This window comes from Ensifer sp. 22521 (genome assembly GCF_052044795.1).
Lineage (GTDB): Bacteria > Pseudomonadota > Alphaproteobacteria > Rhizobiales > Rhizobiaceae > Ensifer.
Genome location: NZ_JBQENM010000017.1, coordinates 1 through 24,440, shown reverse-complemented (window position 1 = coordinate 24,440; position 24,440 = coordinate 1). Strand labels below are relative to the sequence as shown.

The window sequence follows — 24,440 nt, the reverse complement described above, 5'->3', positions numbered from 1 at the left end:
CATGGACGCGCTTGAAATCCTCTTCACCGCCTCCTTCTGGGTTGCCGCCATCCGCATCGCATCCCCGCTGATCTTCGCGACCATGGGCGAGTTGATATGCGAGCGCGCGGGCGTTCTCAACCTGGGCATCGAAGGGATCATGACGGCCGGGGCTTTTGCCGGCTGGTTCACCGTCTATTCTGGCGGCGATCTTTGGGCCGGCGTGCTGGTCGCGGCCATTGTCGGCGCCATGTTCGGCTTGCTGCACGCCACGCTCACCGTACCGCTCGGCCTGTCGCAACACGTCGTCGGCATCGGCATCACGCTGCTTGCCACGAGCTTGACCTACTTCACCTATCGGCTTGCGCTGCCCGAGGTGACGTCGCCGCCGAAGATTGAGCCGTTCCAGCCGTTGCCGATCCCGGGTCTTTCCAGCCTTCCCGTCATTGGCGAGGCGCTGTTCTCCCAGACGCCGCTGACCTATCTCGCGTTCGTGTCAGTCGCAGCCGTCACCTGGATCCTTTACCGCACGCCCATTGGCCTTGCCGTTCGCGCTGTCGGGGAAAACCCCTCGGCGGTCGAGGCCCAGGGCATTTCCGTCACCGGCATCCGCATGGGTGCCGTCGCCATCGGCAGCGCGCTGATGGCGGTGGGCGGCGCCTTTCTCACTACTTCGGCCTTCAATTCCTTCTTTTTTCAGATGATCAATGGGCGCGGCTGGATTTGTATCGCGCTGGTCGTCTTCGGCTCCTGGCGGCCAGGGAAGGCGCTGATCGGCGCCATACTGTTTGCCGCCTTCGATGCCTATCAGGTTCGCCTGCAGCAGATCTCAGGCGGTATCGTTCCCTATCAGGTTTTCCTTATGATGCCCTATGCGCTGTCGATCCTCGCGCTGATCCTGGTCGCGCGTCGCGCCACCTATCCCAAAGCTTTGATGATCCCGTACCAGAAAGGCGAAAGATGAGTTTCGACTTGATTGTAAAGGGCGGCACGCTGCCCGACGGAAACGTCGCCGATATCGGCATCAATGGCGACAGGATCGCCGCGATCGAGCCCAGCATCGATGCCGCGGCCGGTCGCGTCGTCGATGCCTCGGGCAACCTCGTCAGCCAGCCTTTTGTCGATCCGCATTTCCATATGGGCGCAACGCGGTCCTATGGTACCAAGGTCGATATCGAACCCCTCCCCCACACAGCCGGCGAAATGCTCCAGTCCGACGATCTTCATAGCCAATCCTTTTGAATGGATGCCCGTTGAAGTTGAAATCGCGGCATCTCATTCCATCCGGACGCCCGAGTAAAGTGTATTGCCGAACCAAACAGGCCTCTTGGTTAAGTGTACATTACTGGAGAGGCCGATTCTTGCGCCTCCAACCTGTCCAAATGGAAGACACCGCGCGACATAGGTCCGGTTCTCGCCACAGAGGAAAGGCGCCCCACCCTGCGCACCGTGGTGGCGGACCATCTTGTCAGTCGATATCTGATAGCCTAGCCGCTTTGCGCAATGCCCCGTGAGAAAGGTTTCACCTGTGCTCTCGCTTTGAGCAGAGCGGTCCACTGCAAGTCTCTTGCCGCCCAGGAGGTGCGTGCTCTGCTGGCAGCCCGCAAGCTCATTCAGGGCAAGCTTCACGACATTTCCGGGGCATCATGCGCGGCTTCGGCCTCAAGGTCGGGCCGGCGACGCGGCGCACTTGCGCCGGGCGCATCCGCGCGCATTCGACCTTGGGAGCGTCGATACGGCACTGCTGAAATTGAGCGCAAGCCGCGTGCCATCGGACGCCGGGATGATAACGCACAGCGGTTGGACAGCTCTTGAAAACCGCGCCGCGAAGTAATACCTTCAAAAAACCACTCCTTACATCGGTTCGACAATGACGACGACGGTTACAGCAAAGGGGCAGATTACGATCCCCAAACCAGTGCGCGACCTCTTGGGTATAGTGCCTGGGAGCCAGGTTGATTTCCGTCGCGCGCCGGATGGAAGCATCGTGCTCGTTCATGCCGCCAAAAAACAGCAGCTCAGCCGCTTCGCAAAGCTGCGAGGGCACGCTGGCAAAGGGCTGGATACTGACGCGATCATGGCCCTCACCCGTGGCGAACCGTGATATTCGTAGACACAAATGTTCTTCTCGACGTCGTAACCGATGATCCGACATGGGCCGATTGGTCCATAGCGCAACTCGAAAACGCAAGCCTTGGGGGGACATTGTGGATCAACGACATCGTCTATGCCGAACTGGCCGTTCGCTACGATCGGATCGAAGAAGTCGACGCGTTCCTTGATCAAGCCGGATTAGAACTGGCACCAATGCCGCGAGAGGCTCTCTTTCTGGCAAGCAAGGTTTTCACACGATATCGCAAAGCAGGTGGAGCGAGAACCGGCGTTCTCCCAGACTTCTTCATCGGTGCACATGCGGCCGTCAGCGGGTTGCCATTGCTCACGCGTGATGTTGGTCGCTACAGAACCTATTTCCCGACATTGACATTGAGTGCCCCGGATTTGCCGACTTAGTGGCCCTGGCGGATCGGGATTGAGCAACCGTCGCACCAGGCAACCCACTCCACCGTCGTAGCGGTCGGCGCCGGGAGGCCTCGAGCGTCACCATCACGATGTCAGGAGAAATCCCGCCCCTAGTCGGCCGAGGCGGAACTGGCGCGCCGTCAGCGTCGGCATGGCGGCTCCGGTCTCCTCGATCGTCAGCGGCACGCAGGGCGCTGTGGAAATCCGAGTTATCCGTCAGCCATTGGCGGATCGCCGGGTTGAGACCGAACGCATCCGGTGCCGGCGCACGCGCGCGTCGCCGAAGAAAGACCGAGCTTGGAGACCGGAGCCGCCGAACGCGACGCAGTTCTCTTCACCCGGCTCCCGTACCAATCATTACCAAGCATTGCCAACACGATTTGTTCCGCTCGCCATGGGAGCGGGCAGCGGTAGGTTGAAGCGGTAATGGGAACGAAATTTCGCACGACCTGTTGGGATCAAGGAACGCGACGGCGAGCTTCATATCGCCGAACCGAGCCGTGCAACATTCGTTGATCGCCGAGCGATGGCAACGACTAGAAACAGTCGAGAGCATTCGGCCACACAGGGGCCGGCTCTTGAGAACCTCCCTATGAACGATCTTTCGCTTGGTGATATCCGACAGCAAGCCGAGGATTGCCGCCGCTGCGACCTCTACAAGCATGCGACCCAGCTTGTCTTTGGTGCGGGTCCGGAAAACGCGAAACTGATGCTTGTCGGTGAACAGCCTGGAGACAAGGAAGATCTAGCGGGAAAGCCCTTTGTCGGCCCCGCAGGCACCGTATTGACCGAATGTTTGGAGGAAGCCGGCATCGAACGCCAGACCTGCTATCTGACCAACGCGGTCAAGCACTTCAAGTATGAGCAGCGTGGCAAGCGCAGACTGCATTCGAAGCCCAACGCCGGCGAAGTTCAGCGTTGCTCCCGGTGGCTCGGCGCCGAACTCGCCCGCCTGCGACCAGCCGTAGTCGTGGCGCTCGGCGCTACGGCAGCAGGAGCACTGCTCGGAAGATCGATCAGGGTGACCAAGGATCGTGGGCGGCCGCTGGAAGTTGGTTCCCGGTTTCTGATCGTCGTAACAATCCACCCATCATATCTGCTGCGAATTCGCGATCGATTGGATGCCAATCGCGCGCGGGAGCATTTTGTTGCCGATCTGCGCCTTGCCAATGAACTGCTGTCTGGGAATTGAGCCGGCTGCGCGGCGACAAACAAGGTGAAATTCGCGTCCTGATCGTCGCGCTATAGCCGGCCTCCAAAGGAGGAGTTTCGGAACCATTTGAGCATCTGCCCGTTTTTCGTTCGTCCTTCGGGCCACATTGATGGCGCGGGGTACTAGTCCGAATGAATACCGAGTGGATCCAATGGCCGATAAACTGGACGAGCGCGGCGAGCCGCTGTCAGCAACGCACGATGCCGAACGGACTACCTTCTCTGCCAGGGAAACGCGCCAGGCGGGAATGGGCAGGCGCGTTTTTTTGGTTCTTGCGGCGAGCCTAGCCCTCGTCCTGCTTGCGTGGGGAGCGGTAGAACTGACAAGCCGTGCCACCGGAGACCAATCTAGAAGCGAAGGCAGTGTCACTGCGCCGCAACCCAAGTAATCGAGCCGCAGGTCCCAGGTTAGAATTTCACAAAGTTGTTAGCCCAGCCGGCGCGCGATCCGGGATCGACGCAGCGTTGCTCCTTGCCGAAGATGGCTGAAGCAGCTCGAGAACGAGAATGCGCGGCGTATAAAGATTGTCGTGGACCTGACCCTGGACCGCTAGATGCCGCAGGACGCCATTCGGCTCGAGGGCATGAACAGAACGAAAATTCCACCGAAAACCAGCAGCGAATTCGCCATTCCATTTTCTCTTGCAGGTTCGTTCCCGTTCGTTTTTAATCCGCCTACTTTCGCCACGAAAGTCAGTCGCGTTTGATCGAGGAGGGTCGACGCGATCTTAATAATCGGAGGAACAACCATGTCAGCTTTCAAATGGACTCTTGCAGCCACATCCACGCTTTCAATCCTTGCTGCTTCCAATGTCCTCGCGGCGACGGAACTTCAATGGTGGCATGCCATGACGGGCGCCAACAACGAAACGGTTGAAAGGCTTGCGAAGGAATTCAACGAGAGCCAGTCGGAGTACAAGGTCGTTCCAGTGTTCAAGGGTACGTATGCTGAAACATTGAACGCGGGCATCGCTGCTTTCCGTTCCAAGCAGGCGCCTGCAATCCTGCAGGTGTTCGATGCGGGCAGCGGCGTGATGCTGGGCGCCGAGGGCGCTGTGGTGCCGGTGGCGGACGTTCTTCAGAAGGGCGGCTACGAGTTCAACAAGGATCAGTACCTGCCAGGCATCGTCGCGTACTATTCCAAGGCTGACGGGACCATGCTGTCCTTCCCATTCAACTCGTCCTCGCCGATCCTCTATTACAACAAAGACGCCTTCACGAAGGCCGGCATCGATACCGCAAAGCCACCGGCCACATGGCCCGAGGTCTTCGAGGCGGCCAAGAAGATCAAGGCGAGTGGGGCGGCAAATTGCGGCTTCACATCGACCTGGCTGACCTGGATCCAGACCGAGAACTTCTCCGCCTGGAACAACGTGCCCTACGGCACGAACGAGAACGGCCTTTCTGGCCTCGAAGTCGAACTGAAAATCGACGCTGCGCTCTTCGTCGAGCATTTCCAGTCGATTGCCGACCTCGCCAAGGATGGAACGTTTCGCTATGGCGGCCGCACATCGGAAGCAAAGCAGCTGTTCATGTCGGGCGAATGCGCCATCCTGACCGAATCCTCCGGCGGTCTCGGCGATATCGTGAAGTCGGGGATCAACTATGGCGTCGGCCAGCTTCCCTACTATGAAGGCCATGGTCCGCAGAACACCATCCCCGGTGGCGCAAGTCTCTGGGTCTTTGCCGGCAAGAGCGACGGCGAGTACAAGGGCGTGGCCGAGTTCTTCAACTTCCTCTCGAAAACGGAAACCCAGGCCCAGCTTCACCAGGTTTCGGGCTACCTGCCCGTGACCCTGGCAGCCTATGAAGAAACCAAGAAGTCCGGCTTCTACGAAAAGAATCCGGGCCGGGAAACGCCGATCAAGCAGATGATGGGCAAGGCTCCCACCGAAAATTCGAAGGGTGTTCGCCTCGTCAACCTCCCGCAGGTTCGAGACATCCTCAACGAAGAGTTCGAAGCGATGCTTGCTGGCCAGAAGGATGCAAAGACGGCCCTCAGCGAAGGCGTAACGAAGGCAAACGCTGCCATCAAAGCAGCGATCGGAAACTGAACCTCTAAACGAAATGTCCGCACCGCTAAGCGGTGCGGACTGGTATCCCATGGAGGGGACGTTTCATGCAGTCCGTCGTGTTTCCCAACAAGGTGCTGCCGTATCTTCTGCTTGCGCCTCAGATCATCCTCACGATCGTCTTCTTCTTTTGGCCAGCAAGCCAGGCTCTCTACCAGTCGGTCCTGCGCGAGGATCCGTTCGGCCTGAAATCCGGTTTCGTCGGCCTCGCCAACTTCCAGGCGATCCTGTCCAATCCGGACTACCTGCATTCGCTGAAGGTCACGGTGGTCTTCAGTCTCGCGACGGCCCTGTTGTCTATGGCTCTCGCGCTCCTGCTGGCCACCTCGGCAGACCGCGTGGTGCGGGGACGCAACATCTATCGGACGCTTTTGATCTGGCCCTATGCGGTCGCCCCCGCCGTTGCCGGCATGCTCTGGCTCTTCATGTTCAATCCGGCGATGGGAACGTTCGCCTACATTCTGCGCCGGAACGGGTTTGTTTGGGATCCGCTCCTCAATGGCAACCAGGCAATGTGGCTGGTCATCGTTGCGGCGGCCTGGAAGCAGATCAGCTACAACTTCCTGTTCTTCGTCGCCGGCTTGCAAGCGATCCCGAAATCGCTAATCGAGGCCGCCGCGATCGACGGCGCCCGCGGCACCAAGCGGTTCTGGACTATCGTCTTTCCGCTTCTTGCGCCCACGACGTTCTTCCTGCTGGTCGTCAACACCGTCTACGCCTTCTTTGATACCTTCGGCATCATTCATGCCGTCACCGGCGGGGGACCGGCAAAGGCCACCGAAACGCTCGTCTATAAAGTTTACAACGACGGTTTCGTCAATCTCGACCTCGGCAGTTCGGCGGCCCAATCGGTGATCCTGATGATCATCGTCGTTGCGCTGACGGCCTTCCAGTTCCGCTTCGTCGAGAAGCGGGTCCATTACTCGTGAGACGCCGATGATCGAAAATCGCCCCATTTCCACCCTGATCAGCCACCTGGTGCTCGTGATCGGGATCCTCATCGTTGCGCTTCCGATCTACTACACGTTCGTCGCGTCGACGCACACGTCGATCGAGATCGTGCGCCCGCCGATGTCGCTCGCGATCGGCGACCATCTGGTGGAAAATTACAAGGAAGCAGTCGGTGGCGGCGTCGAGCGCGTCGTCGGCGTCAGCCTCGAGCGGCTGCTTTTCAACTCGACGGTCGTGGCGACCGCAATCGCGGTCGGCAAGATCGTGATTTCCTTTCTTTCCGCCTTCGCGATCGTCTTCTTCCGCTTTCCGCTGAAGATGCTGTTTTTCTGGATGATTTTCATCACGCTGATGCTTCCGGTCGAGGTGCGCATCCTGCCGACCTACAAGGTGATCGTGGACCTGGGCCTGATCGACACCTATGCGGGCCTGACGCTGCCGCTGATGGCTTCGGCGACGGCGACCTTCCTCTTTCGCCAGTTTTTCCTGACGATACCGGGAGAACTGGTGGAAGCCGCGCGCATCGACAATGCCGGGCCGTTTCGCTTTATGCGCGACATCCTGTTGCCACTCTCTGCAACCAACATCGCCGCGCTCTTCGTCATCCTCTTCATCTACGGCTGGACCCAGTACCTCTGGCCCCTGCTCGTCACCAACGACGCCAAGATGAATACGATCATCATTGGGCTCAGGCGGATGATCGACTTCACCGACGCCTCGACCCCCTGGAACTATGTCATGGTGACCGCGATCCTGGCGATCATCCCCCCTATCCTCGTCGTGGTGCTAATGCAGCGCTGGTTCGTCAAAGGTCTTGTGGAGACAGAAAAGTAATGGCTGAAATTTCCCTCAAAGACGTCCGCAAGACCTACGGCACGGTGGAAGCAATCAAGGGCGTGTCGCTCGACATCATGGATGGCGAATTCGTCGTGCTGGTTGGTCCGTCGGGGTGCGGCAAGTCCACGCTCCTGCGCATGATCGCCGGGCTCGAAAGCATCACCGGCGGCGATATCCTCATCGGCACGCGCCGGGTCAACGATGTGGAACCGGCCAAACGCGACATTGCTATGGTCTTCCAGAACTATGCGCTCTACCCCCACATGAGTGTGCGCCAGAACCTTGCCTACGGGCTGAAGAACCGCAATACACCGGCCGCCGAGATCGACCGGCGGATCGCGACCGCCGCCAGGACGCTGGAGATCGAACCCTATCTCGACCGCAAGCCGCGCCAGCTTTCGGGCGGACAGCGCCAGCGCGTCGCGATGGGGCGGGCCATTGTCAGGCAACCGGCCGCCTTTCTCTTCGACGAACCGCTCTCCAATCTGGACGCAAAGCTGCGCGGACAGATGCGCATAGAGATCAAGCGGCTGCAACGATCGCTCGGAACGACGAGCGTGTATGTCACGCACGATCAGATGGAAGCGATGACGCTCGCCGATCGGCTGGTCGTCGTGAATGCCGGCCGGATTGAACAAGTCGGTACACCGCTGGAGCTCTACGAGAAACCCGCGACAACGTTCGTCGCCACTTTTATAGGCTCGCCCTCGATGAATCTCCTGCAAGGCAAGGACATGTCGGCGGGGTGGTCGCTATCCCCGGATGTGGTGCGCCCGAATACCGGCTATACGCTCGGCATCCGCCCCGAGGATCTTTCCCCGATACCCGCCGATTCAACCGGTTTGCCATTCGCGGCCACGGTCCGGATCGATGGTATCGAACTAGTCGGGGCCGAGAGCCTCCTGCATGGTCGGCTCAAAAACGGCAGCGAATTGATCTTCCGAGTTTCCGGGCGAGCACACAACGAGATCGGCGACGAAGTTAAAGTTGGGGCCGGTGCGGAAGCTCTCCATATGTTCAGTGCAAACGGCCACCGACATGGATAAGTCGTTTGGAGATTGCATCGAGCCTGACGGCCACCCATTGGCCGAGTAGGAGACGCATGCTGCTATTTATTTGATGCGCAGGACCTCGTTTCCTTCGGCGTGAGCTATCTTGAGAGCCGTTTTGCGAGAGGTCATCGTCACACATGAGCGATCATTGATTAGCGCCGCTCCGCCATGGTCGACCTCAACACAACGACAACGATGCCGATCAAGACCGTTGAAGAGAAAGGCCGCTGCCGCGATCGCAGGGCTTATGTTTTCACGGACGCTGGAGAACATTTGCCGCGCCAACGTTGCCTATTCTCAACTAACGCAAGAATGAAGCTATCCGTTTTCTATCGTTTGCCGTCGCGCGGCGGTTGATGATGATGCGTCCGCGGGCATCCTTCATGATGTAGCGGCCATTCACAATCTCTTCGCTAATGCCGCCTTCGTGGCGAACGCGGACATCCTGCCCATTTGCCTTTGCGTTCCCACGACTGGAGCTGTTGGACCTCGAATTCCCACCGCTGTTGCCGCCAGCATTCCCACCTCCGCTGCCGCCTCCACTCCCGCCACCGTTCCCGCCACTTCCGCCCCCGCCTCCAGTACCATTACCAGCGAAGGCGACGGTCTTGAAGACCGCAAACCCGGCGCTAGACATTTCGAGGCTGTAGGGCAAAGAGATGGCGAGGGTGCAGGCTGCCGGCCAGAATGCTGTCAGTATCATCCGGCGCGTGATCATAGTGTCTCCACGGCTTTTCGTACGCAAAACGCACGTAGCGCGGTGGGCAACGAACTGCCTTTGCCCCTGACTGAGACCACAGTCAACTCGCACCAGCCCAAAAAGGCTCCGTGAGGAGCCAGGGCCTATTCTGGCCCCGGTCGTCTGCATTTGAAAGCATGCGAGGGCTAGAAATTCGCTTCGGCGTGCGCAGCTTCTTACGAGAGGTATGTGGCGCTGGAAGGTTCCGCTATGGGACTTCAGTCCCATTAATCGCCGCAAAGGTCTTAGTCTTGCTTCGGTTATTGAGAGGTCCGGTCGCTGGGTTTCCCGTTTCAGCTACATCGGTCCGTCACCGCCATGGCTACGGGAGGCGTTGCGGACCTCGCCTTGTACCGCGTTGTCAGCGTCCAATCCCTCAGTTCCGGCGAAAGCTGCAGAAGTCAGTGCAGCTTTGTCACCCTAGCCTCGGCAATGGCCTCTATGAACGCATCTCGCGCTTGTTCCCACGGGTAGGTCCCAAGCATGGCGTCCGTGCATTTGTTAAGGGCGTCCAAATAGGCGACGCCATCGTCGACAGGCCAACTCTCGCTAAGCAGCGTAGCTGCTCGGGCGGGAGTCCACACTATTTGAACTCCGTCGAGTTCCGGGAGCTGGATGATCACGCATTCATTCCAAGTTTCGATCATCGCCGCCTCCGTTTCCTTACTGACATGACCGCGGCATGCAACCCTCGTTCCGTCAGGGTTGTACTGGCTGCGCTGGCGTAAACGCTTTCAGCTTTGGTGGCTTGTCATTCTCATCCGGGTTGGGATTGGGAAACTCGTCCGGAAGGATGTCGGGCTCTGGTTCCTCGATGGGGGGCTGCGGCACGTCCGGTGGCATTCCTGGCGGAAATTCGGGATCGGGGGGCCTCGGGATTGGTTCGGTAGGCATGTTCTCGGCTCCTGTTTTGGAGGTCAACCGCTACCGGACTGTGTTTGTTCCAAGATTTGATCGACGCGGCCGCTTGAATAACCCGTAGTCACCGACATGGACGAAGTCTCTGCGCGTTGGAAGGCAACTCCAGCTCAAGAACAACTCGCGCGACACGACCTCAACATTGCAACCGATGAGCCGAAGAAGCTTCTGGCGCTGCGACCACCCAAGGACCGCTGTCCGGGCGCAGGGTGGTCGCGACCCTAGAAAAGCTCTATTGAGCAGGCGTCGTCGTTGAAGGCTGCGTCGTAGACGGCTGAGTAGTCGACGGTGTCGTGGTTGACGGCTCCGTAGTGGACGGTGTGGTCGTCGACGGTTGGATGGTTGACGGCTCAGCAGTCGACGGTGCTGTCGTCGAGGGGGTAGTTGTCGATGGCGTGGTCGTCGACGGTTGAGATGTCGTCGGCTCAGTCGTGGTCGCCGGCGGTGTTGCGGTCTCGGGGGTCGTTTCCTTCTTTGGTATGAGAAGGACGATGAGGATGATGACCACCACGGCAAGAATTATTCCAAGGACGGTATTTCGGCTCATGCTTGGCTCCTCTTGGATGCATCCGACTTGCGAATTGTATCACGGCAACCAAAACCGGAGATGAACAGGTCAACCGGGCGAGGGCGAAGTCCGCGCCGCAAGCGATCGCTTCGGCCTTTTTGCTGGGCGTTTAATCTTCCGAAGGGTGCTCTGCTCATGATCGATTACAATCATGCCTATACGCATGCGTCTGTTCCGGTGATCGTTGCGGTCTACAGCAACAGACGTCTCGTTGATCCATCGCGGGATCGGGAATGTAAGAGGCTCTAGTGGCCAGGAACGATTGCCGGCGCCTGCGGTGGTGCCGGCTCCGCTTCCGGTCGGAGCGCCAGAATGCTCAATACCAGGGCGACGAGAATGCAGATGAGTACGAGGAAGGCGATGCCGGCTTTGTCCATCGCCTACCTCAGCCCTTGAATGTGGGCATAACGAGACACCGGCGCTGGACGGCGACCGCGTTCCCTTGTGGACAGGAGATCACCACCTGCTTGCGGTCGATCGACCGATACGTTGAGATTGCATCCGAACCGAGCTCCTGCCTCTCCGCAATCCCCGAATGGGGACAGCTCTTAAAATGGGGCCCCTCCTCCGGAAGGGCGGAAGTATCTTGGGGCTGCGTGCGGCTACCAGAGGTGAACGCAGCCGTTTATCCCGTGCTACCTCGGCGGTCAGCCTACAACTCATCCATTCTGGGTAAAAAAAGGGCCCCGCTGAAGCGGGACCTGAGGTGAACCCGCGCCCGGCTCTCGCAAGCCGGTCGAGAATTGCGCGCATTGGCGACCTCGGTGGGCCCCACATCTAACGGGGACACTAAAAGCAGGCGGGGCCTAGAGGCGCCTCGATCGGGTCGACGATCGAAACATATCCAAACTTAGAGCGGCGCAAAAGGTTCCGCCATGGGACCTCAGTCCCAGAAGGCAAGCGCAAAGGTCTTAGCTTCGTTGTCGCACCCTACCGTCGCGTTATTTTCTTCTTAGCCCAAGCAGCACAGCCCTTAACTGGCTTGGGCGGGCAACGGCGCCGGAGCGCCCCCTTGCAGTCAGCAGGGCGCGGTTTTGATGTCGTTGCCCAATTGAAGGATTGAGGATTTGCGAATGTACAAACGATACACTTACGGAACGCCACAGAGGAAGTTTACGACGGCCCTCCCAATCGGAGTAATGCTTCTATCAATGGCGGTAATCGCTGCTTATCTGCTGGTTGGGGGTGCTTTGAGCGACGGCGGCCGTCCGATCGCCACTGTCCTTCCGAAGCTCTCCCTGGCCACTTCGCGATAGCAGTCGGTCCGGCAAAGCTCCTGGGCGGGTTGGCGTCCCCATCCACCTACCCCGCAGCTTAAGCGTCAGGAACATCAAAGAGCTGAGTCTGGAATGTACAGCGAGCAACCAGTGCCGTTTTCTGGGATGAACTCGATACCGGCCGTTTCAGAGGCGTGACGTATTGACCTTATTATCGCACTTGTAAGCGAGGGTAGAATCCAAGGTTCTGGCGGGAAAAGATGATGACCTTCGAAGCGAAGACAATCTGCAGGCTCAGTTTGTTCCGAACCGTTCAAGCATCTTTCGCAACTGGACGTTCTCTTGTTGAAGCCGCTGCGCGAGTAGCCATTTCAGCCGACGGTTCTCTACCTCGAGCATGGCAAGCTCGTCATAAATGGCTTCGGGAGCAGCGGTAGTCGTCCTGCTACCAAGGGGACGACCACGGCGCGTTGGCCCTTGGCGCTTCGGCTTATCTTCTGGTGGAATCGTCTTCGTGCGGTTTGCTTCCATCGGCGAGAGGGCAGGACCGGAAACATCCTCGGTGCGAATGTTCTCTTCTGTCGGGGGCGCCGGATCTGAAGTCAGTTCAACGGCGTCGGTCCCAGCGCTCTCGTACGGGTAAACCTCCGCACTCTGCCCCGGAGTAGGCTCGCCGGGGTGCTGAGCCGGTTCGAACAGATGCGGCGCTTCGGTCTCCGCCTGGCGTACGAGGGCTTTGAGGTCCGTATCGCCCCAGATGGAGGACGGAATGGTTGTCGTCCGCCGCCGGGCCGATTTGACTTCGACGATAAACTTGCGCTGCTGCGGTTTCATAGGGATCCAACGTTGAAGGCGCGCCACCAGCTTACGACGCGTCAAAGCGCTCAAGCATTTTCTTGAGCTGAATGTTCTGCAAAAGCAACTTCTCTGCCAGCCGGCGTCTAAGTTGCCTGATGTCCTCGTCCAATGCGGTCATCTCATCGACGAATGTCATCGGCGGCTGCGGAGCACTGGAGTCGCCATCTCCATACTCGACGGCATCGACCACGGCAACATCGCTGGCGCTCGTTTTCCGGCTGCGCCTTTGCTTTTTCGCCGGCGGTGGTCGCGTTGGTCCGGCGGGTTCCGGAAGCGCCACGCGGTCGTCGGTACTTGACCGGTCGACCGTTGTGGTGGGCGCCCGTTCACCGCCGACAGTCGCGGTGTCGCGATTGCCTGCAACCTCGTTCGAGGCTTCCATTATCGGTTCGTCAACGTCGCCGATCGGTTCCTCGGTCGCGATTTCATGCGGGCTTTCCGGCTCCATGACCGTTCGCCCGAAAGACGCCAGTTGGACCAGATATTTCCATGGTGATTTCATATGTGCCGCCACCTCGAGCATTGGCACCGGCATCCTCCGCCGCAGCTCTCGACGAACGGCAGCGAGAATGCGATGACGAGGGCCAATCGCTTAAATCCAATCAGCCCTTCACCGAATGATCAGGCAAGACCCAGTCGCTTGCGCAGATCGGCGTTTTCAGCTCGGAGTTTTTCGGCCAGCGCCTTGCGGAGCCGAGCGTTCTCTTCTTCAAGCTGAAGAAGATCAGCAATGTCGTCGAGGACGGGAGCCGGTGTTTCGATAGTTTGCTTTGCCCCACGGGTTTTTCCGGTCCCCTTGGCGACCTTCTTTGCCCTGGTTTTGGCAACCGCCGGCGCCTCTGCCGACTTGTCGGCACGCTTCCTGCGTCCTCTCACGGGCTGGGCAGCAACTGCCTCCGGTGTTTCAGCAGTTGCGTCCGAAACGACATTTTTCGGCCGCGGTCCTCGGCGCTTCCTGGGCGGCGCTGCTTCCGCCGGTGCCGCCGTCTCTGTGATCTCGGTATTGCTCTCGTCTGCCATGAGTGTTTTCCCTCTCGAACTGATGATCTTTTCCAATGAGCAGCGAGCAGAGTCAACAATTACCCTAGCGAGGTCATCCCTGCTTTTAGCATGAAGCCGTCGCCAGCAGCGGGAAAACGTACCAGGTACCGGCCGCGAATGCGGCCAGGGGCGGTCCGCGCTGCTCCGCAGGCAACTTTTTTTCCGGCAGCGTACCGGAATCGGGAAAGCAGACCGTCCCTCCCTCGAGCTTGGCGGTTAGAGTAAATGAGCAATTTATGTTGGATTGCGATCCCTGTCCGCGCCCATTGAACCATCTGGCTGCACTATTCGCCCCGCCTACAAGAGGGCCTTTCTTTCCGGCACATTGGATTAGCAAGCCGAACATACACTGTGACCGCGCGCGGCCGCCATTCTTGCTTGCTTATTGCAACGCATTGCACTCCTTGAGCGCCTGATCGCCCTACGGCAGACCTGCCGAAAAGGAGGCCGAAAGCAATGCCAATGAGTAGGAGCAGAGCCACTTGAGAAACCATCTCAGGGAAGAAGTTCTCAATCACATTGCCCTCCCGTCGCTTTGGCACCTCGACTGCGCAAGCACCCCTGAATTGTCACGGTTTGGCGTTCGCGAAGTCGTTGCGGCGATCGCTAGGCGTTTGATTTCGCTCGAATGTCTGCCAGCAATATATTCGCGAGATCGACGAACTGGCCCTGCGGAAACTTTGACAAATACGCTTCAATCATCTCGACGTTACCGGTGTCTCGAACTGTTTCCCAGAATGAAACCTCGATACCAGGGTCGGCGTCGCCAGCCCCCCCTTGGGCAATGCGTGCGGCTGCCAGTTCGGCGAACTGACCCGCCGGGAACCGCTTCAAGTAAAGGAGATACTCGGCCGGGTCGTCGCTCTCCTGTACCGCCTCCCAAAAGGCCACTTCGACTCGACGCACCTCGTCGCTTTTGTCATCTACTGAGAAGAGCTCTTCGAAAGACGATGATCGCTCGGGGCTGTCGACGGACGATAGCTCCGCATTCAGGCTTGGTTCGGCCTGCGGGTCGAACAGGACGCGGAAAGCCCGCAGTGGGCGCGCAATGTTCTTGACCCGGTGCTCGCCCAAATCCTCGAAGGTGGTATCAACGCGATCGCGCAGATGATCCCGTACCCCTCTTGTCACGCAGATGCCGCCGGCATCAGCGAGGCCTTCGAGCCGGGCGGCGATGTTGACGCCATCGCCGAAGATATCGCCGTCTTTCACCAGAACGTCGCCGATATTGATCCCGATGCGGAAATTCATCTTCCGGTCGTCGGCAAGCGCCTGGTTGGCACGCCACATCGCCTGCTGAATGCCGACTGCGCAGTTGAAGGCATGGACGATCGATGGAAATTCCGCCAAAACGCTGTCGCCGGCGGTCCCGAAAATCTGACCATGGGCGCTTTCGATAAGGCCGTCGACAATAGTGCGATGCGACGTCAAAGTGGCAAGCGTCTGCTCTTCGTCCGCATTCATCAAGCGGGAATAACCTTCGATATCGGCCGCAAGGATCGCTGCAAGCTTCCTTTCAAGTGGTGGCGCCTCCATGTGAACGGTCCAATCTAACGCCTTCGTTTCCACGGTACAGTCGAACCATCAACCGATGGGAATGCAGCTTTGTTCCCTTCCGCAGGCGCTGGAGCCGGCTATGTATGCATGAACCCGATCCGAATTACACGCGCCGCCAGACGCTCGGGCTTACCGCCCAGGCGGACGAAGGTGCTGCGACGAGTTGGACGCCAAGCAAGCGTTGCGATAGCAAAGCCTCTTCCAGTGACCAATTCGTCGCGGAGAGCTCGATACCGAAATCGGGCCAACGCCTTATAAGAGATTTACAATGGTGACTAAGCGCGAGTTCAAGAGCGATGCCTTCGAAGCAATCCACACCGTCGTCGAAGGTATGTATGCTGCAGGCACCATCGACAAGGAGACGATGCGGACCTTCGATGAGGCCTGCATGTTTCGTCTGGCAAGAGTCGACTCCAAGCGAGATCAAGACGCTGCGCGAAAACAATCCCGTTAGCCAGCCGGTCTTCGCGCGCTACCTCAATACCAACGAGTCGACCGTACAAAAATGGGAAACCGGCGCGAAGCGGCCGAGCTGACCCGCAATGAGTTGCTCTCGATCGTTCGGAAACAGGTCTTGAGACGCGGTCCCAGAAGGATACTGCCGCGGAAGGCTCAGCCCGCACAGTTGCAGTCGACAGCAGAGCTTATCGCTCGCACGTTTGGCAAAACGGACTCGCAGTGCTTGCGTGCTGGCGTTCACGCTATGGGTGCAAATGTCATTGGTTCGTGGTACCGAATGGCATATCCTGGAATGGACACTCCTGGATTGGCACGGACTGCGATGCGTCAGAAGTCACCGAAGACGAAGTCTCCGCGAGAGAACTCCAACCCGGTTCTCGCCCGTGAACGAGAGGTCGCAAGGACCGAGGCAATCAATGCTCTTCTCACTCGGCCGATCGCATTTCTTCCAGCCAAGATCGGCGACCCGATTCGACCCTTTGCACTCGGGCTCTGGGATGAAATCCGCCCTCTCCTGAAACCGGAATTCAGCGTCACGGCTCTTCGCAAGGCGATGGCAACCTATGTGCATTCGCGGAGCTATCAGAGGGCGGTCGCGCGACCCGGATCAGTCCGCCACGACATCAATGGTACACCGGTAGGTCCTGTATCGGACGCCGACAGGTTGGATGCACACCAGCAGTACGAGGGTTTCAAGGCGCGCGATGGGTCACGCAATCCAAAGTCGGCACCTCCCCTCCCCTCCACGGCGTCAAAGTCGGACGTGATCCGCGCTGGCCTCCTCAAGCGGAAGGACACTCCGCGCTAGGACGCGGCCCATGGTCAAAGGAGCGCAGTTTGTTCCACTCGATAAATGATACCAGAAGCACAGACCGGGATCATCGCTCGTCTACGAGACAACTTCGTGCATGAAAATCGGATAAATTTCGACAGGCGGCCAGTGTCGACCCACAGTCGATCCTTCTTGCCTTCTTTGGGGCTTTCCGCCGCAACCACAGAAACTGCGAAATTGAAACCGTTGCGTTGACTACGACAAGTCCGCACATTGGGTGACTCGCGTTTTCCTCGCCTTGAGCGTTAACTGTGTTGTTCTGGCGGAGGAGGCAAATTCATGGCCATTTATCTCACGCGCTTCAGCTACACGCCCGAAACGTGGGCGCGAATGATTGAAAACCCCGAGGATCGCCGAGAGGCGGCACGCACTTACATTGAATCCGTTGGCGGAAAGCTCCATGGGTTCTGGTACGCCTTTGGCGAGCATGATGGTTGGAATCTGTGGGAGGCACCTGATAATATATCGATGGCGGCAGTCGCTCTTGCTATTGGCGCAGGAGGCGCGCTCAGTTCTATTGAGACCACTGTTCTCCTCAGCGTCGACGATACGATCAAAGCCTTGGAAAAGGCAAAGTCAATTCGGTATCGTCCACCGGGAGCCTAGGTGGCGACCCACCGCTTGCCATCATGTTGAGATGCGTGCTTCGTGCGTATCTCCGTTATCGGCGCGACGTTGTCACTTCCACGTCTCCGTGTGAGGTGGCAAATGCCACAAAGTAGGCCTTGCCTATGCGGCACCCCTGCAGGTTGCCCCTTACAATGCCACCGGGATAAGGATCCGCCGATCTCGCTCGATAAACTGACCAAGGTCAGCGGTCCGCTCGTCTCGGCGCACGACAGCGTGCCGTGCCGTCACGATTGAGAGGCTTCCTCGCCATTTGGGTTTGGCACCGGCGCCTCTCTCGTGTCCCGCGGCGGATGTATCTGCTCATCTGACTTGGGCGTCGAGTCCTGAGGTTCGGGACGGCGGGCGGGCCGTGGTTTGGAAGCGCCCTTCTTGGGCGTAGGAGTAATTTTCTCAGTCATAAGCTCGTTGCTCGCGCTTTCACTGGAAGAACCAATAGACATAAGTAAAGTTCCGCTCGAATTGAACCTCTCAGCCTTGAATGGCGTCGACGCAGTGGCTCTGCTAATGGGCCTCGATCAACCGCCCTGAGATCCGTTTGATCCGGGAAACGCCGGCATAGCTCAGATGGCGACTACGCGGGCAGGAGCGAGCCTGGTGTGCGACTGACCAAATGCCCCCGGCGCGAAATTCATCGCTACCTTTTGAGCAGCGCGCGTTACGAGGATTCATCGAGATCGGCGATTTGGCCGGAAAAAAACGTCCCCGCTAACGCAGGACCGGTTGCCCAATCTCGATAGGCCCCACTAACGGGGACACTGATGGCAGGTGGGGCCTAGAGGCGCCTCGATCGAGTCGAGGAACGAGAGATAACCTATCGGACTTCGTCCCATACGGCCGCGCAAAGGTCCCAGGGTTGCCTGCGGGGCCATTCCTTAGGGCTGCACCCGTCACATAGGGTCATTTCCCTTCATTGCGTTCGACATATGCGTCTTGCATTTGTCGTTTTCGTTTGAGGCAAGTGCTTCCTTCGCCATCGCCAATTCCTTATTGGCGTAGTCCTTCTTCATCTCGTCTGTCATAGCCTTGACGTCAGTTTCGAGCTTCGCCATGTTCGCTTGATTACACACGATATCGGACAAGGCAAAGGCAGAAGGCCCAGCAAGTGCGAGTAACACAGTCGCCGTCAGTAATGTCTTCAGCATCGTTACTTCCTCTTTGACGCGTTGAATGTTGGGCCAACCATCGAGCGAGAGTGACGTTCCTCGGGGCGAGAACACATCATCGTGATCTGACCTGCCGCCGGTCTCCTTCCTGCTACGTCCGATGTGGCCGACACCGTCGAAGGCCAGCCAAATCGCAGTCGGTAGGTGGATCGGTGGCGTTCCGCCGCTTGCGGCATGGTAGTTGACCCCTTGGGATTCCGGATAACCACTCGGCGCCGCGGCCTACCCTCACTTCAAATCCCACATCGGAAGGAAACCAGCGAGCAAAGCCCCCCTGACGCGCCTGATGAGCGAGGACGAAATTTCTGCATTCGTCGGACGTGATCGAGGCTGGGTGACGAACAGGACGCCGCGACCGGCAAGTGCTCACCGGCAGGAGAGAAGTAAGGCACCCACAATCCACTGAAACTGGAGTTTGTTATCCATTTGCGGTCGATCGGCACGTTTGTGGATACCGCTTGGCCAAAAACGCGACACTGGCGCAGACTTATCGAGCAGCCTCGCCGTCGACGAACTGGCGCGTCACGATAACGACCGCTCCGTTCCATCATGGGTGACCTCAATCACCCTTTTTGGCTATCTTGTCGGATTGATTAGCCGATATTATTTTTTCTTCACACTCGATTTTCGAACTACGGGGCTCCGGCTGAGGGAACCTCGCGCCGCCCCTGGGAAAGGAGGTCGCGCATGCATTCCCTGCCTAGATCGATGACGCTTCTCCCTCACGAAGTGAACGAGATCGATCGGATCTTCCAAGACATCCTGCGCGAACGCGGGCTGTCGCGAGACTGTGAGTCGGCAGAAGTGATCGCAAGACGCATTTTCAGTTGTTACCAGAGAGGCATCCGAGAGAGCGGCGCCCTGAAATACATGACCGGTTTCGACAAAAGATCGGTGGCGCCATCGAACGCTGCAGCGGTCATTCACGGTATTCCGGAAGTCTCGCTGCAGCAGATCGCAGGAGAGCCCGCCTTCCAGATCAGTCCGGACGAACTTGATATGCTTCAAAGAACATTCGATCGGGTGTGCACCTGGTGCAGCATTCCCCGTTATGGTAAGCGCGCTCAAATGTTGGCCCGGAACATCATCGAGCAATTCCGCAACGGGGTGAGCGATGAGGCTGCGCTGTTCGAGAGCGCCATGTGGCAGGAGCAGCACTCCAACGTTGCGCAGTATCAGACGGACGCATAGGGACCGGATGATCGATCGAGCTCCGAGGGGGCAGCCTATGTCCACGAAGCCTGGCAGATGTACGCTTGCTTGGCCCCGTCGTCGCCTTTCGAGGCCATTCCCTGTGGCTCGCTCCCTGCCGGCAGGAACCTTTCCGCCGTATGCGCGTTTCTCGCGTGCCTTGGTCCCGACACCCCCGCTCGGGATCACATGGCAGGCTTCACCAAAATCCCCGGAATTAAGTCCGAAGGTAGCCTCTGGCCTCGTCACCCCGACGGGCCCCATTTCTTTTAAGGAACCATTCCGAGAACGCGCGCGTTGTTAGGCTTGCAATGATCCAAAATCCCTCCGGATCAAGGTAGAGCTCCATCGACGTTCGGGCGGAGGTGGGGCTCTTCTGTTGCATCTTGCCGGAACACATCCCAGCGGCGCTCAGAATAACTACAACTTCTGAGATATGCGCGAACGCTTGCGGAACGAAAGAGGTCCGCCATTGGTTTAGTCGCGCGGCATGGCAGCGACTTCATACTTCCCGCGACTTCCAGTTCATGGTTTCGATCGAGGATGTTCTGAGATGATTCCGGCAATCGCCGTATAAGAAAGTCGCGGTGGAAACGCCAGCGTATCCACGGGTTCAAGGCGACAAGCCAAGGAAGGTAAGGCCCGCTGGTTGGGTTAAAGTGGCCTCCATGGGAGCCTATAGGTGGTTCCAAGGATTGACGACGGGGACTCCTGCCGCCTCAAAGGGGCGTGTATCGCGTGTCGCGATTGTAAATCCCTTGGAGGTTGCAATAGCCGCAATATATCCATCAGGTGTCGGGAATCCCTTCCCCCCTGCCCGCGCGCTTGGCGCAAGGTCCGCATAGTGCCGAGCGGCCGCAGTGTCGAATGACAACACGCGATCGTCGAACAGTTCGAGCAGGCCATCAAGCGTGTCGGCCAACGCCTCTTCGCGCCGGCCCTCCGGTAGCGCAGCGATGCCAAACAGTAACTCCGCCAGCGTCACACTGGACAGATACAAGATTTCGGCCACCTGGTCATTCAACCAAGTGCGCACAGCCAAATCCGGGGTCGGCTTCATTGCTTCCGAGACGACATTCGTGTCCAGGACGATCATTCAAACCTCATTGGCTCCGCCGGCGCTTTGTCACGCACCTGGTCGAAAACTTCAAAATCTTCATTGGTCAGGCCAAGCCGCCCGCTCAGCTCAGCCAAGGCATCACCGATGCGAAGACGCTGCTCGGGCACCGCCCGTTCCAAGATCTCGCGGACTTCAGCCTCTGTGCTGCGGCCGTGAAGCGCCGCTCGGACGCGCAAAGCCCGATGCACTTCATCAGGTACAATTCTTGAACGGTTGGCTTTCAGCCACCCTTCTATCGCTCGGTCACGATCAAGGCCACGCTGAGGTTCCCGTCGATACACACTATGCGACTTCAGAGGTCTGAAACTGCGCTGGGTTCTCAATTGCGGCGGCTTACGCGCCAAATGACGTTGCCGACGTCGTCTGCCACAAGCAGTGCGCCGCTTTTGTCGATCGCTACGCCGACCGGACGACCCATTGCCTTGTTGTCGGGGCCGATAAAGCCCGTGAGAATATCCTGTGGCCGGCCACTGGGTTTGCCGTTTCGGAAAGGCACGAAGACAACCTTGTAGCCGCTGTAGACGCTCCGGTTCCAGGAGCCGTGCTGACCTACGAAAGCTCCGTTGCGATAGAGTGGGCCGAGTGAAGTACCCTTTGAGAACGTAAGACCCAGCGAGGCGGTGTGCGAGCCCAGCGCATAGTCCGGCTTGATGGCTTTGGCGACGAGATCGGGACGCTGTGGCTTGACGCGAGCGTCGACATTCCCGCCGAAATAGCTGTAGGGCCAGCCGTAGAAGCCTCCATCCCGGACGGAGGTCATGTAGTCAGGGACGAGATCGTTACCGATCTCATCCCGTTCATTGACCGCGACCCAGAGTTCGCCGCTCTGCGGATTCCAGGAGAGGCCGTTCGGATTGCGCAGGCCCGAGGCGAAGACGCGCGTGCGGCGGCTTGCGCGGTCGACCTCAAGAACCGCGGCTCGGTTCGTCTCCACTGCCATGCCGTTTTCCCCGACATTGCTATTCGAGCCGACTGTAACGTACAGTTTGCGCCCGTCAGGGCTGGCAATGACGTCCTTAGTCCAGTGGTGATTCAGATTGCCCGCCGGCAGATCGATAATCTTTTGCGCCGGGGCAGTTATACGGGTGCGGCCGCTCTTATAGGGGAAGGCGACGAGGGCATCGGTGTTGGCGACGTAGATCCTGCCGTTCGAGAGGGTTATGCCGAAGGGCGAATTCAGTCCCTCCAGAAATGTCCGGCGCATGTCGGCGGCGCCATCTCCGTCAGTGTCGCGCAGGAGCGTAATCCGATTGGCGCTTTTGGTTGCCGCGCCGGCACGCTTCATTGCGGCGCCCATGACCAGTTTGCGGAGGCTGAACCCACCCCCCTTCTTTTCCGGCGCATTACTTTCAGCAACCAGCACATCGCCATTGGGCAGGACGTGCAGCCAACGGGGGTGGTCGAGACCTGTGGCGAAGGCATTGACCCTTAAGCCTTTCGCGGGCGTCGGCGCCGTGCCGTCCCGCCAACCTTTCGCTTCGGCGATCCGGATCGTGGGGATAAGCGTCGGTCGCGGCTTTGGCAGCGTCGGGTTCGGCCCATAGCCGCCGTTGGAGGCAATTGCCCCCGTCTTCTGATCCGAAATGGCGACACAGCCGGTGACGAGGGTTCCTATGATTGAGACGATGATCGAGAGTTGCGGGATTCCGGTATTCATCGGATGCCCTCCGAACGAAATGCATTTTTCGCCGCTTGTAACTTAGACACGAACCTCGCCGGTATTATTCCGTGGTTTTTGTGATCCGAGATTCGCGCCCTGCGCGGCTAATCCACCCTACCCTTGCGGAGCAAGGCTCGTTCTGATGCCAGCCGCGGCAAAGCGGGTGAGCTGAATCTGGGTTGCATCCTCGGTGTAAAGGACGTGAACCGCGCGGCCGCTCGGTGACCGCTTGCGAGCCCACGCTTGGGGTAAGTTTATCCTCACCATCGTCAAAAGCGGCACCTCCTTCCGCCGCGCGCAATGTGGATCGCTTCCACGCCTCCTCCCAGAATCGGTTAAGTTGAAGGGGGCCCGGCGCCTCTTCTTGGGTTGCAGTCTATTTGCAGCACACCGCGCCTCACCGTCCTGCTTCCTTGACCACTCGCCTTCCCTTACAATTCCTTCTGAACACAGTGGAGTTCTGCCATGAGCCAAGACGCCTTTAACATGTCGATCCGCAAATTCCTGAAGGAAGTCGGCATTACCTCGCAGCGCAAAATCGAGGAGACGGTGCGCGAAGGGCAGACCGGCGGCCAAAAGCTGAAGGTCCGCATGACGCTGACGGCGGAAGGCACCGACCTCGACCACGTAGTGACCGGCGAGATCGAACTTCCATAAGAAACATCGAGCTTCCCACCGCGCAACCCGATATTCCCGGGCTGGTCACGGCAGGGACTGAACTCGACGATGCGCGAGCAATGGCGGAAGAAGCCTCCGACCTACATATCGAAGGTCTAGCCTCAGACTGCGAAGCAATTCCCGAGCCATCCAGATTGGTCGCGGTGATGGCAGACGCGGAGAACCAAGATAGCGTTGCAATTCTGGTCGCCGTCAAGACGGAAGCCAAAATGAGCGGTTCGCGTAAACATCACCCTGCCAGAAGACGTCCTAAGAGGCTGACTCAAAAAGACCTCAGCAATATCTGTATCTTGCGAGCCGCCGCGTGAGGATGCGGATGTGGGCGATTGTGATCCATGCCTCGGCGGAGGCGATCGTTTTCTCCCAATCTTTGGCCAGTCTACGGCAACGACCGAGCCAGGCGAAGGTCCGTTCCACCACCCAGCGACGCGGCAGCACGGTGAAGCCCTTGCCCTTGTCGGAACGCTTGACGATTTCCATCGTCCACTGGCCGAACTTCGCCAATCTCCCCTTCAGCTTGTCGCCCGCATAGCCGCCATCGGCGAAGACATGTCGGAGCCAGGGCCAGCGGTGGCGGATTGATTTCAGGAGGCCGGATGCCCCATCACGGTCCTGAATGTCCGCGCCATGCACCACCAGGCCGACCATCAGCCCCAGCGTGTCGACAATGATGTGGCGCTTGCGCCCCTTGATCTTCTTGCCGGCGTCATAGCCCGAAATCCCGCCGCTTTCCGTGGTTTTCACGCTCTGGCTGTCGATCACGCCAGCAGACGGCGAGGCTTGCCGACCTTCCAACTCGCGCGTCTCCATCACAAGACGATGGTTGATCCCGCTCCATAAACCCGTCGCCCGCCATTCGTAGAAATAGGCCTGAACTGTCGTAAACGGCGGAAAGTCCTTTGGCAGCATTCGCCACTGACAACCCGTCGAAGCAATATAAAGCAGCGCATTCACGACCTCGCGAAGATCGGTACGACGTGGCCTGCCCAAACGCCTTGGCCCAGGTAGATAAGGCGAGATCAATCCCCATTCCCGGTCCGTCAGATCACTTGCATAACGACTCGCGCGTCGGGCATATTGCCGACGGGTGAAATCAGTCCAACCCATTGTGGTCTCCGTTCGTCCTAAGCAAACAAACAGAATCACAAATGACTGATTTCACTCAACTCTTTTTCGGTCAGGCTCT

The 24,440-nt window shown here is 58.7% G+C and carries 23 protein-coding genes and 6 pseudogenes; 17 read left to right on the top strand and 12 right to left on the bottom strand.

Going from position 1 to position 24,440, the window contains the following annotated elements; translation table 11 throughout:
• The first annotated feature begins 1 nt into the window (after window position 1).
• The 11 genes and pseudogenes from ACTJKE_RS23730 to ACTJKE_RS23680 all read left to right on the top strand — a co-directional run.
• Complete coding sequence (locus ACTJKE_RS23730) at window positions 2–943, top strand: ABC transporter permease (RefSeq protein ID WP_058327713.1); 942 nt, start codon at window positions 2–4, stop codon at window positions 941–943.
• Window positions 940–1,140, top strand: a pseudogene (locus tag ACTJKE_RS23725) (cytosine deaminase); the annotation flags it as partial. The gene ACTJKE_RS23730 and the pseudogene ACTJKE_RS23725, both read left to right, overlap by 4 nt.
• A gap of 384 nt (window positions 1,141–1,524) precedes the next feature.
• A pseudogene (locus tag ACTJKE_RS23720) lies at window positions 1,525–1,782 on the top strand (IS110 family transposase); the annotation flags it as partial.
• A gap of 67 nt (window positions 1,783–1,849) precedes the next feature.
• Entirely contained in the window at window positions 1,850–2,083 is a 234-nt protein-coding gene (locus ACTJKE_RS23715; protein WP_058327715.1) for an AbrB/MazE/SpoVT family DNA-binding domain-containing protein, read from the top strand.
• On the top strand, window positions 2,080–2,490 hold the full coding sequence (locus ACTJKE_RS23710; protein WP_058327716.1) for a type II toxin-antitoxin system VapC family toxin: 411 nt from the start codon (window positions 2,080–2,082) through the stop codon (window positions 2,488–2,490). Before ACTJKE_RS23715 ends, ACTJKE_RS23710 begins: the two co-directional genes overlap by 4 nt.
• A gap of 535 nt (window positions 2,491–3,025) precedes the next feature.
• On the top strand, window positions 3,026–3,691 hold the full coding sequence (locus ACTJKE_RS23705) for a UdgX family uracil-DNA binding protein (protein WP_082663555.1): 666 nt from the start codon (window positions 3,026–3,028) through the stop codon (window positions 3,689–3,691).
• A gap of 769 nt (window positions 3,692–4,460) precedes the next feature.
• Complete coding sequence (gene ugpB / locus ACTJKE_RS23700) at window positions 4,461–5,765, top strand: sn-glycerol-3-phosphate ABC transporter substrate-binding protein UgpB (protein WP_058327719.1); 1,305 nt, start codon at window positions 4,461–4,463, stop codon at window positions 5,763–5,765.
• A 65-nt stretch (window positions 5,766–5,830) separates the two neighbouring features.
• The gene (gene ugpA, locus ACTJKE_RS23695) at window positions 5,831–6,712 is read left to right on the top strand and encodes a sn-glycerol-3-phosphate ABC transporter permease UgpA (protein WP_058327720.1); all 882 of its coding nucleotides are present in this window, start codon (window positions 5,831–5,833) and stop codon (window positions 6,710–6,712) included.
• Between the two features lie 7 nt (window positions 6,713–6,719).
• Window positions 6,720–7,568, top strand: coding sequence for a sn-glycerol-3-phosphate ABC transporter permease UgpE (gene ugpE / locus ACTJKE_RS23690; protein ID WP_058327721.1), 849 nt, complete (start codon window positions 6,720–6,722; stop codon window positions 7,566–7,568).
• Window positions 7,568–8,617, top strand: coding sequence for a sn-glycerol-3-phosphate import ATP-binding protein UgpC (locus ACTJKE_RS23685; protein ID WP_058327722.1), 1,050 nt, complete (start codon window positions 7,568–7,570; stop codon window positions 8,615–8,617). The genes ugpE and ACTJKE_RS23685 overlap by 1 nt, the downstream gene beginning before the upstream one ends.
• A gap of 39 nt (window positions 8,618–8,656) precedes the next feature.
• Window positions 8,657–8,764 (top strand): annotated as a pseudogene (locus ACTJKE_RS23680) (aminoglycoside 3-N-acetyltransferase); the annotation flags it as partial.
• Window positions 8,765–8,836: 72 nt separating this feature from the next.
• Here ACTJKE_RS23680 and ACTJKE_RS23675 read toward each other — a convergent pair.
• The 7 genes and pseudogenes from ACTJKE_RS23675 to ACTJKE_RS23645 form a co-directional block, all read right to left on the bottom strand.
• Window positions 8,837–8,911 (bottom strand): annotated as a pseudogene (locus ACTJKE_RS23675) (ABC transporter permease); the annotation flags it as partial.
• Between the two features lie 852 nt (window positions 8,912–9,763).
• A complete protein-coding gene (locus tag ACTJKE_RS23670) occupies window positions 9,764–10,009 on the bottom strand; it encodes a DUF982 domain-containing protein (RefSeq protein ID WP_058327725.1) in 246 nt (81 codons plus the stop codon).
• Window positions 10,010–11,093: 1,084 nt separating this feature from the next.
• Entirely contained in the window at window positions 11,094–11,225 is a 132-nt protein-coding gene (locus ACTJKE_RS23665; protein WP_280938123.1) for a hypothetical protein, read from the bottom strand.
• 1,134 nt (window positions 11,226–12,359) lie between these two features.
• Window positions 12,360–12,953, bottom strand: a complete 594-nt coding sequence (locus ACTJKE_RS23660) for a hypothetical protein (protein ID WP_245296228.1) — start codon at window positions 12,951–12,953, stop codon at window positions 12,360–12,362.
• Window positions 12,931–13,446 carry a hypothetical protein gene (locus ACTJKE_RS23655; RefSeq protein ID WP_058328906.1) on the bottom strand — a complete coding sequence of 172 codons (516 nt, stop codon included), beginning with the start codon at window positions 13,444–13,446 and terminating at the stop codon, window positions 12,931–12,933. The genes ACTJKE_RS23660 and ACTJKE_RS23655 overlap by 23 nt, the downstream gene beginning before the upstream one ends.
• Window positions 13,447–13,544: 98 nt before the next feature.
• Window positions 13,545–13,979, bottom strand: a complete 435-nt coding sequence (locus ACTJKE_RS23650; RefSeq protein WP_348627364.1) for a SyrB-like regulator — start codon at window positions 13,977–13,979, stop codon at window positions 13,545–13,547.
• A 591-nt stretch (window positions 13,980–14,570) separates the two neighbouring features.
• Entirely contained in the window at window positions 14,571–15,500 is a 930-nt protein-coding gene (locus tag ACTJKE_RS23645; protein ID WP_058328908.1) for an adenylate/guanylate cyclase domain-containing protein, read from the bottom strand.
• A gap of 289 nt (window positions 15,501–15,789) precedes the next feature.
• Between ACTJKE_RS23645 and ACTJKE_RS23640 the strand changes: the two are divergent.
• The 3 genes and pseudogenes from ACTJKE_RS23640 to ACTJKE_RS23630 form a co-directional block, all read left to right on the top strand.
• Window positions 15,790–16,098: pseudogene (locus tag ACTJKE_RS23640) on the top strand (helix-turn-helix domain-containing protein); the annotation flags it as partial.
• A 126-nt stretch (window positions 16,099–16,224) separates the two neighbouring features.
• Window positions 16,225–16,788 carry a ProQ/FINO family protein gene (locus ACTJKE_RS23635; protein ID WP_440692677.1) on the top strand — a complete coding sequence of 188 codons (564 nt, stop codon included), beginning with the start codon at window positions 16,225–16,227 and terminating at the stop codon, window positions 16,786–16,788.
• Between the two features lie 303 nt (window positions 16,789–17,091).
• The gene (locus ACTJKE_RS23630; protein WP_058328909.1) at window positions 17,092–17,418 is read left to right on the top strand and encodes a GYD domain-containing protein; all 327 of its coding nucleotides are present in this window, start codon (window positions 17,092–17,094) and stop codon (window positions 17,416–17,418) included.
• A gap of 911 nt (window positions 17,419–18,329) precedes the next feature.
• Here ACTJKE_RS23630 and ACTJKE_RS23625 read toward each other — a convergent pair.
• The gene (locus tag ACTJKE_RS23625; RefSeq protein ID WP_058328910.1) at window positions 18,330–18,584 is read right to left on the bottom strand and encodes a hypothetical protein; all 255 of its coding nucleotides are present in this window, start codon (window positions 18,582–18,584) and stop codon (window positions 18,330–18,332) included.
• A 708-nt stretch (window positions 18,585–19,292) separates the two neighbouring features.
• Here ACTJKE_RS23625 and ACTJKE_RS23620 point away from each other — a divergent pair.
• Window positions 19,293–19,796, top strand: coding sequence for a hypothetical protein (locus tag ACTJKE_RS23620; RefSeq protein ID WP_197423512.1), 504 nt, complete (start codon window positions 19,293–19,295; stop codon window positions 19,794–19,796).
• A 676-nt stretch (window positions 19,797–20,472) separates the two neighbouring features.
• Here ACTJKE_RS23620 and ACTJKE_RS23615 read toward each other — a convergent pair.
• The 3 genes from ACTJKE_RS23615 to ACTJKE_RS23605 all read right to left on the bottom strand — a co-directional run bounded on the left by ACTJKE_RS23615 (window position 20,473) and on the right by ACTJKE_RS23605 (window position 22,573).
• Window positions 20,473–20,892, bottom strand: coding sequence for a type II toxin-antitoxin system VapC family toxin (locus tag ACTJKE_RS23615; protein ID WP_058328911.1), 420 nt, complete (start codon window positions 20,890–20,892; stop codon window positions 20,473–20,475).
• Window positions 20,889–21,140, bottom strand: coding sequence for a FitA-like ribbon-helix-helix domain-containing protein (locus ACTJKE_RS23610; RefSeq protein WP_058328939.1), 252 nt, complete (start codon window positions 21,138–21,140; stop codon window positions 20,889–20,891). Before ACTJKE_RS23610 ends, ACTJKE_RS23615 begins: the two co-directional genes overlap by 4 nt.
• A 95-nt stretch (window positions 21,141–21,235) precedes the next feature.
• Window positions 21,236–22,573 carry a PQQ-dependent sugar dehydrogenase gene (locus tag ACTJKE_RS23605; RefSeq protein ID WP_058328912.1) on the bottom strand — a complete coding sequence of 446 codons (1,338 nt, stop codon included), beginning with the start codon at window positions 22,571–22,573 and terminating at the stop codon, window positions 21,236–21,238.
• Window positions 22,574–23,041: 468 nt separating this feature from the next.
• On the opposite strand from ACTJKE_RS23605, the gene ACTJKE_RS23600 reads away from it, so the two are divergent.
• Both ACTJKE_RS23600 and ACTJKE_RS23595 read left to right on the top strand, forming a co-directional pair.
• The gene (locus ACTJKE_RS23600; RefSeq protein WP_058328913.1) at window positions 23,042–23,233 is read left to right on the top strand and encodes a DUF6494 family protein; all 192 of its coding nucleotides are present in this window, start codon (window positions 23,042–23,044) and stop codon (window positions 23,231–23,233) included.
• Window positions 23,230–23,509, top strand: a pseudogene (locus ACTJKE_RS23595) (type II toxin-antitoxin system HicB family antitoxin); the annotation flags it as partial. The gene ACTJKE_RS23600 and the pseudogene ACTJKE_RS23595, both read left to right, overlap by 4 nt.
• An 18-nt stretch (window positions 23,510–23,527) precedes the next feature.
• Here ACTJKE_RS23595 and ACTJKE_RS23590 read toward each other — a convergent pair.
• Window positions 23,528–24,361: an IS5 family transposase gene (locus ACTJKE_RS23590; protein ID WP_058326576.1), complete on the bottom strand. Its 834-nt coding sequence runs from the start codon at window positions 24,359–24,361 to the stop codon at window positions 23,528–23,530.
• Between the last annotated feature and the right edge of the window lie 79 nt (window positions 24,362–24,440).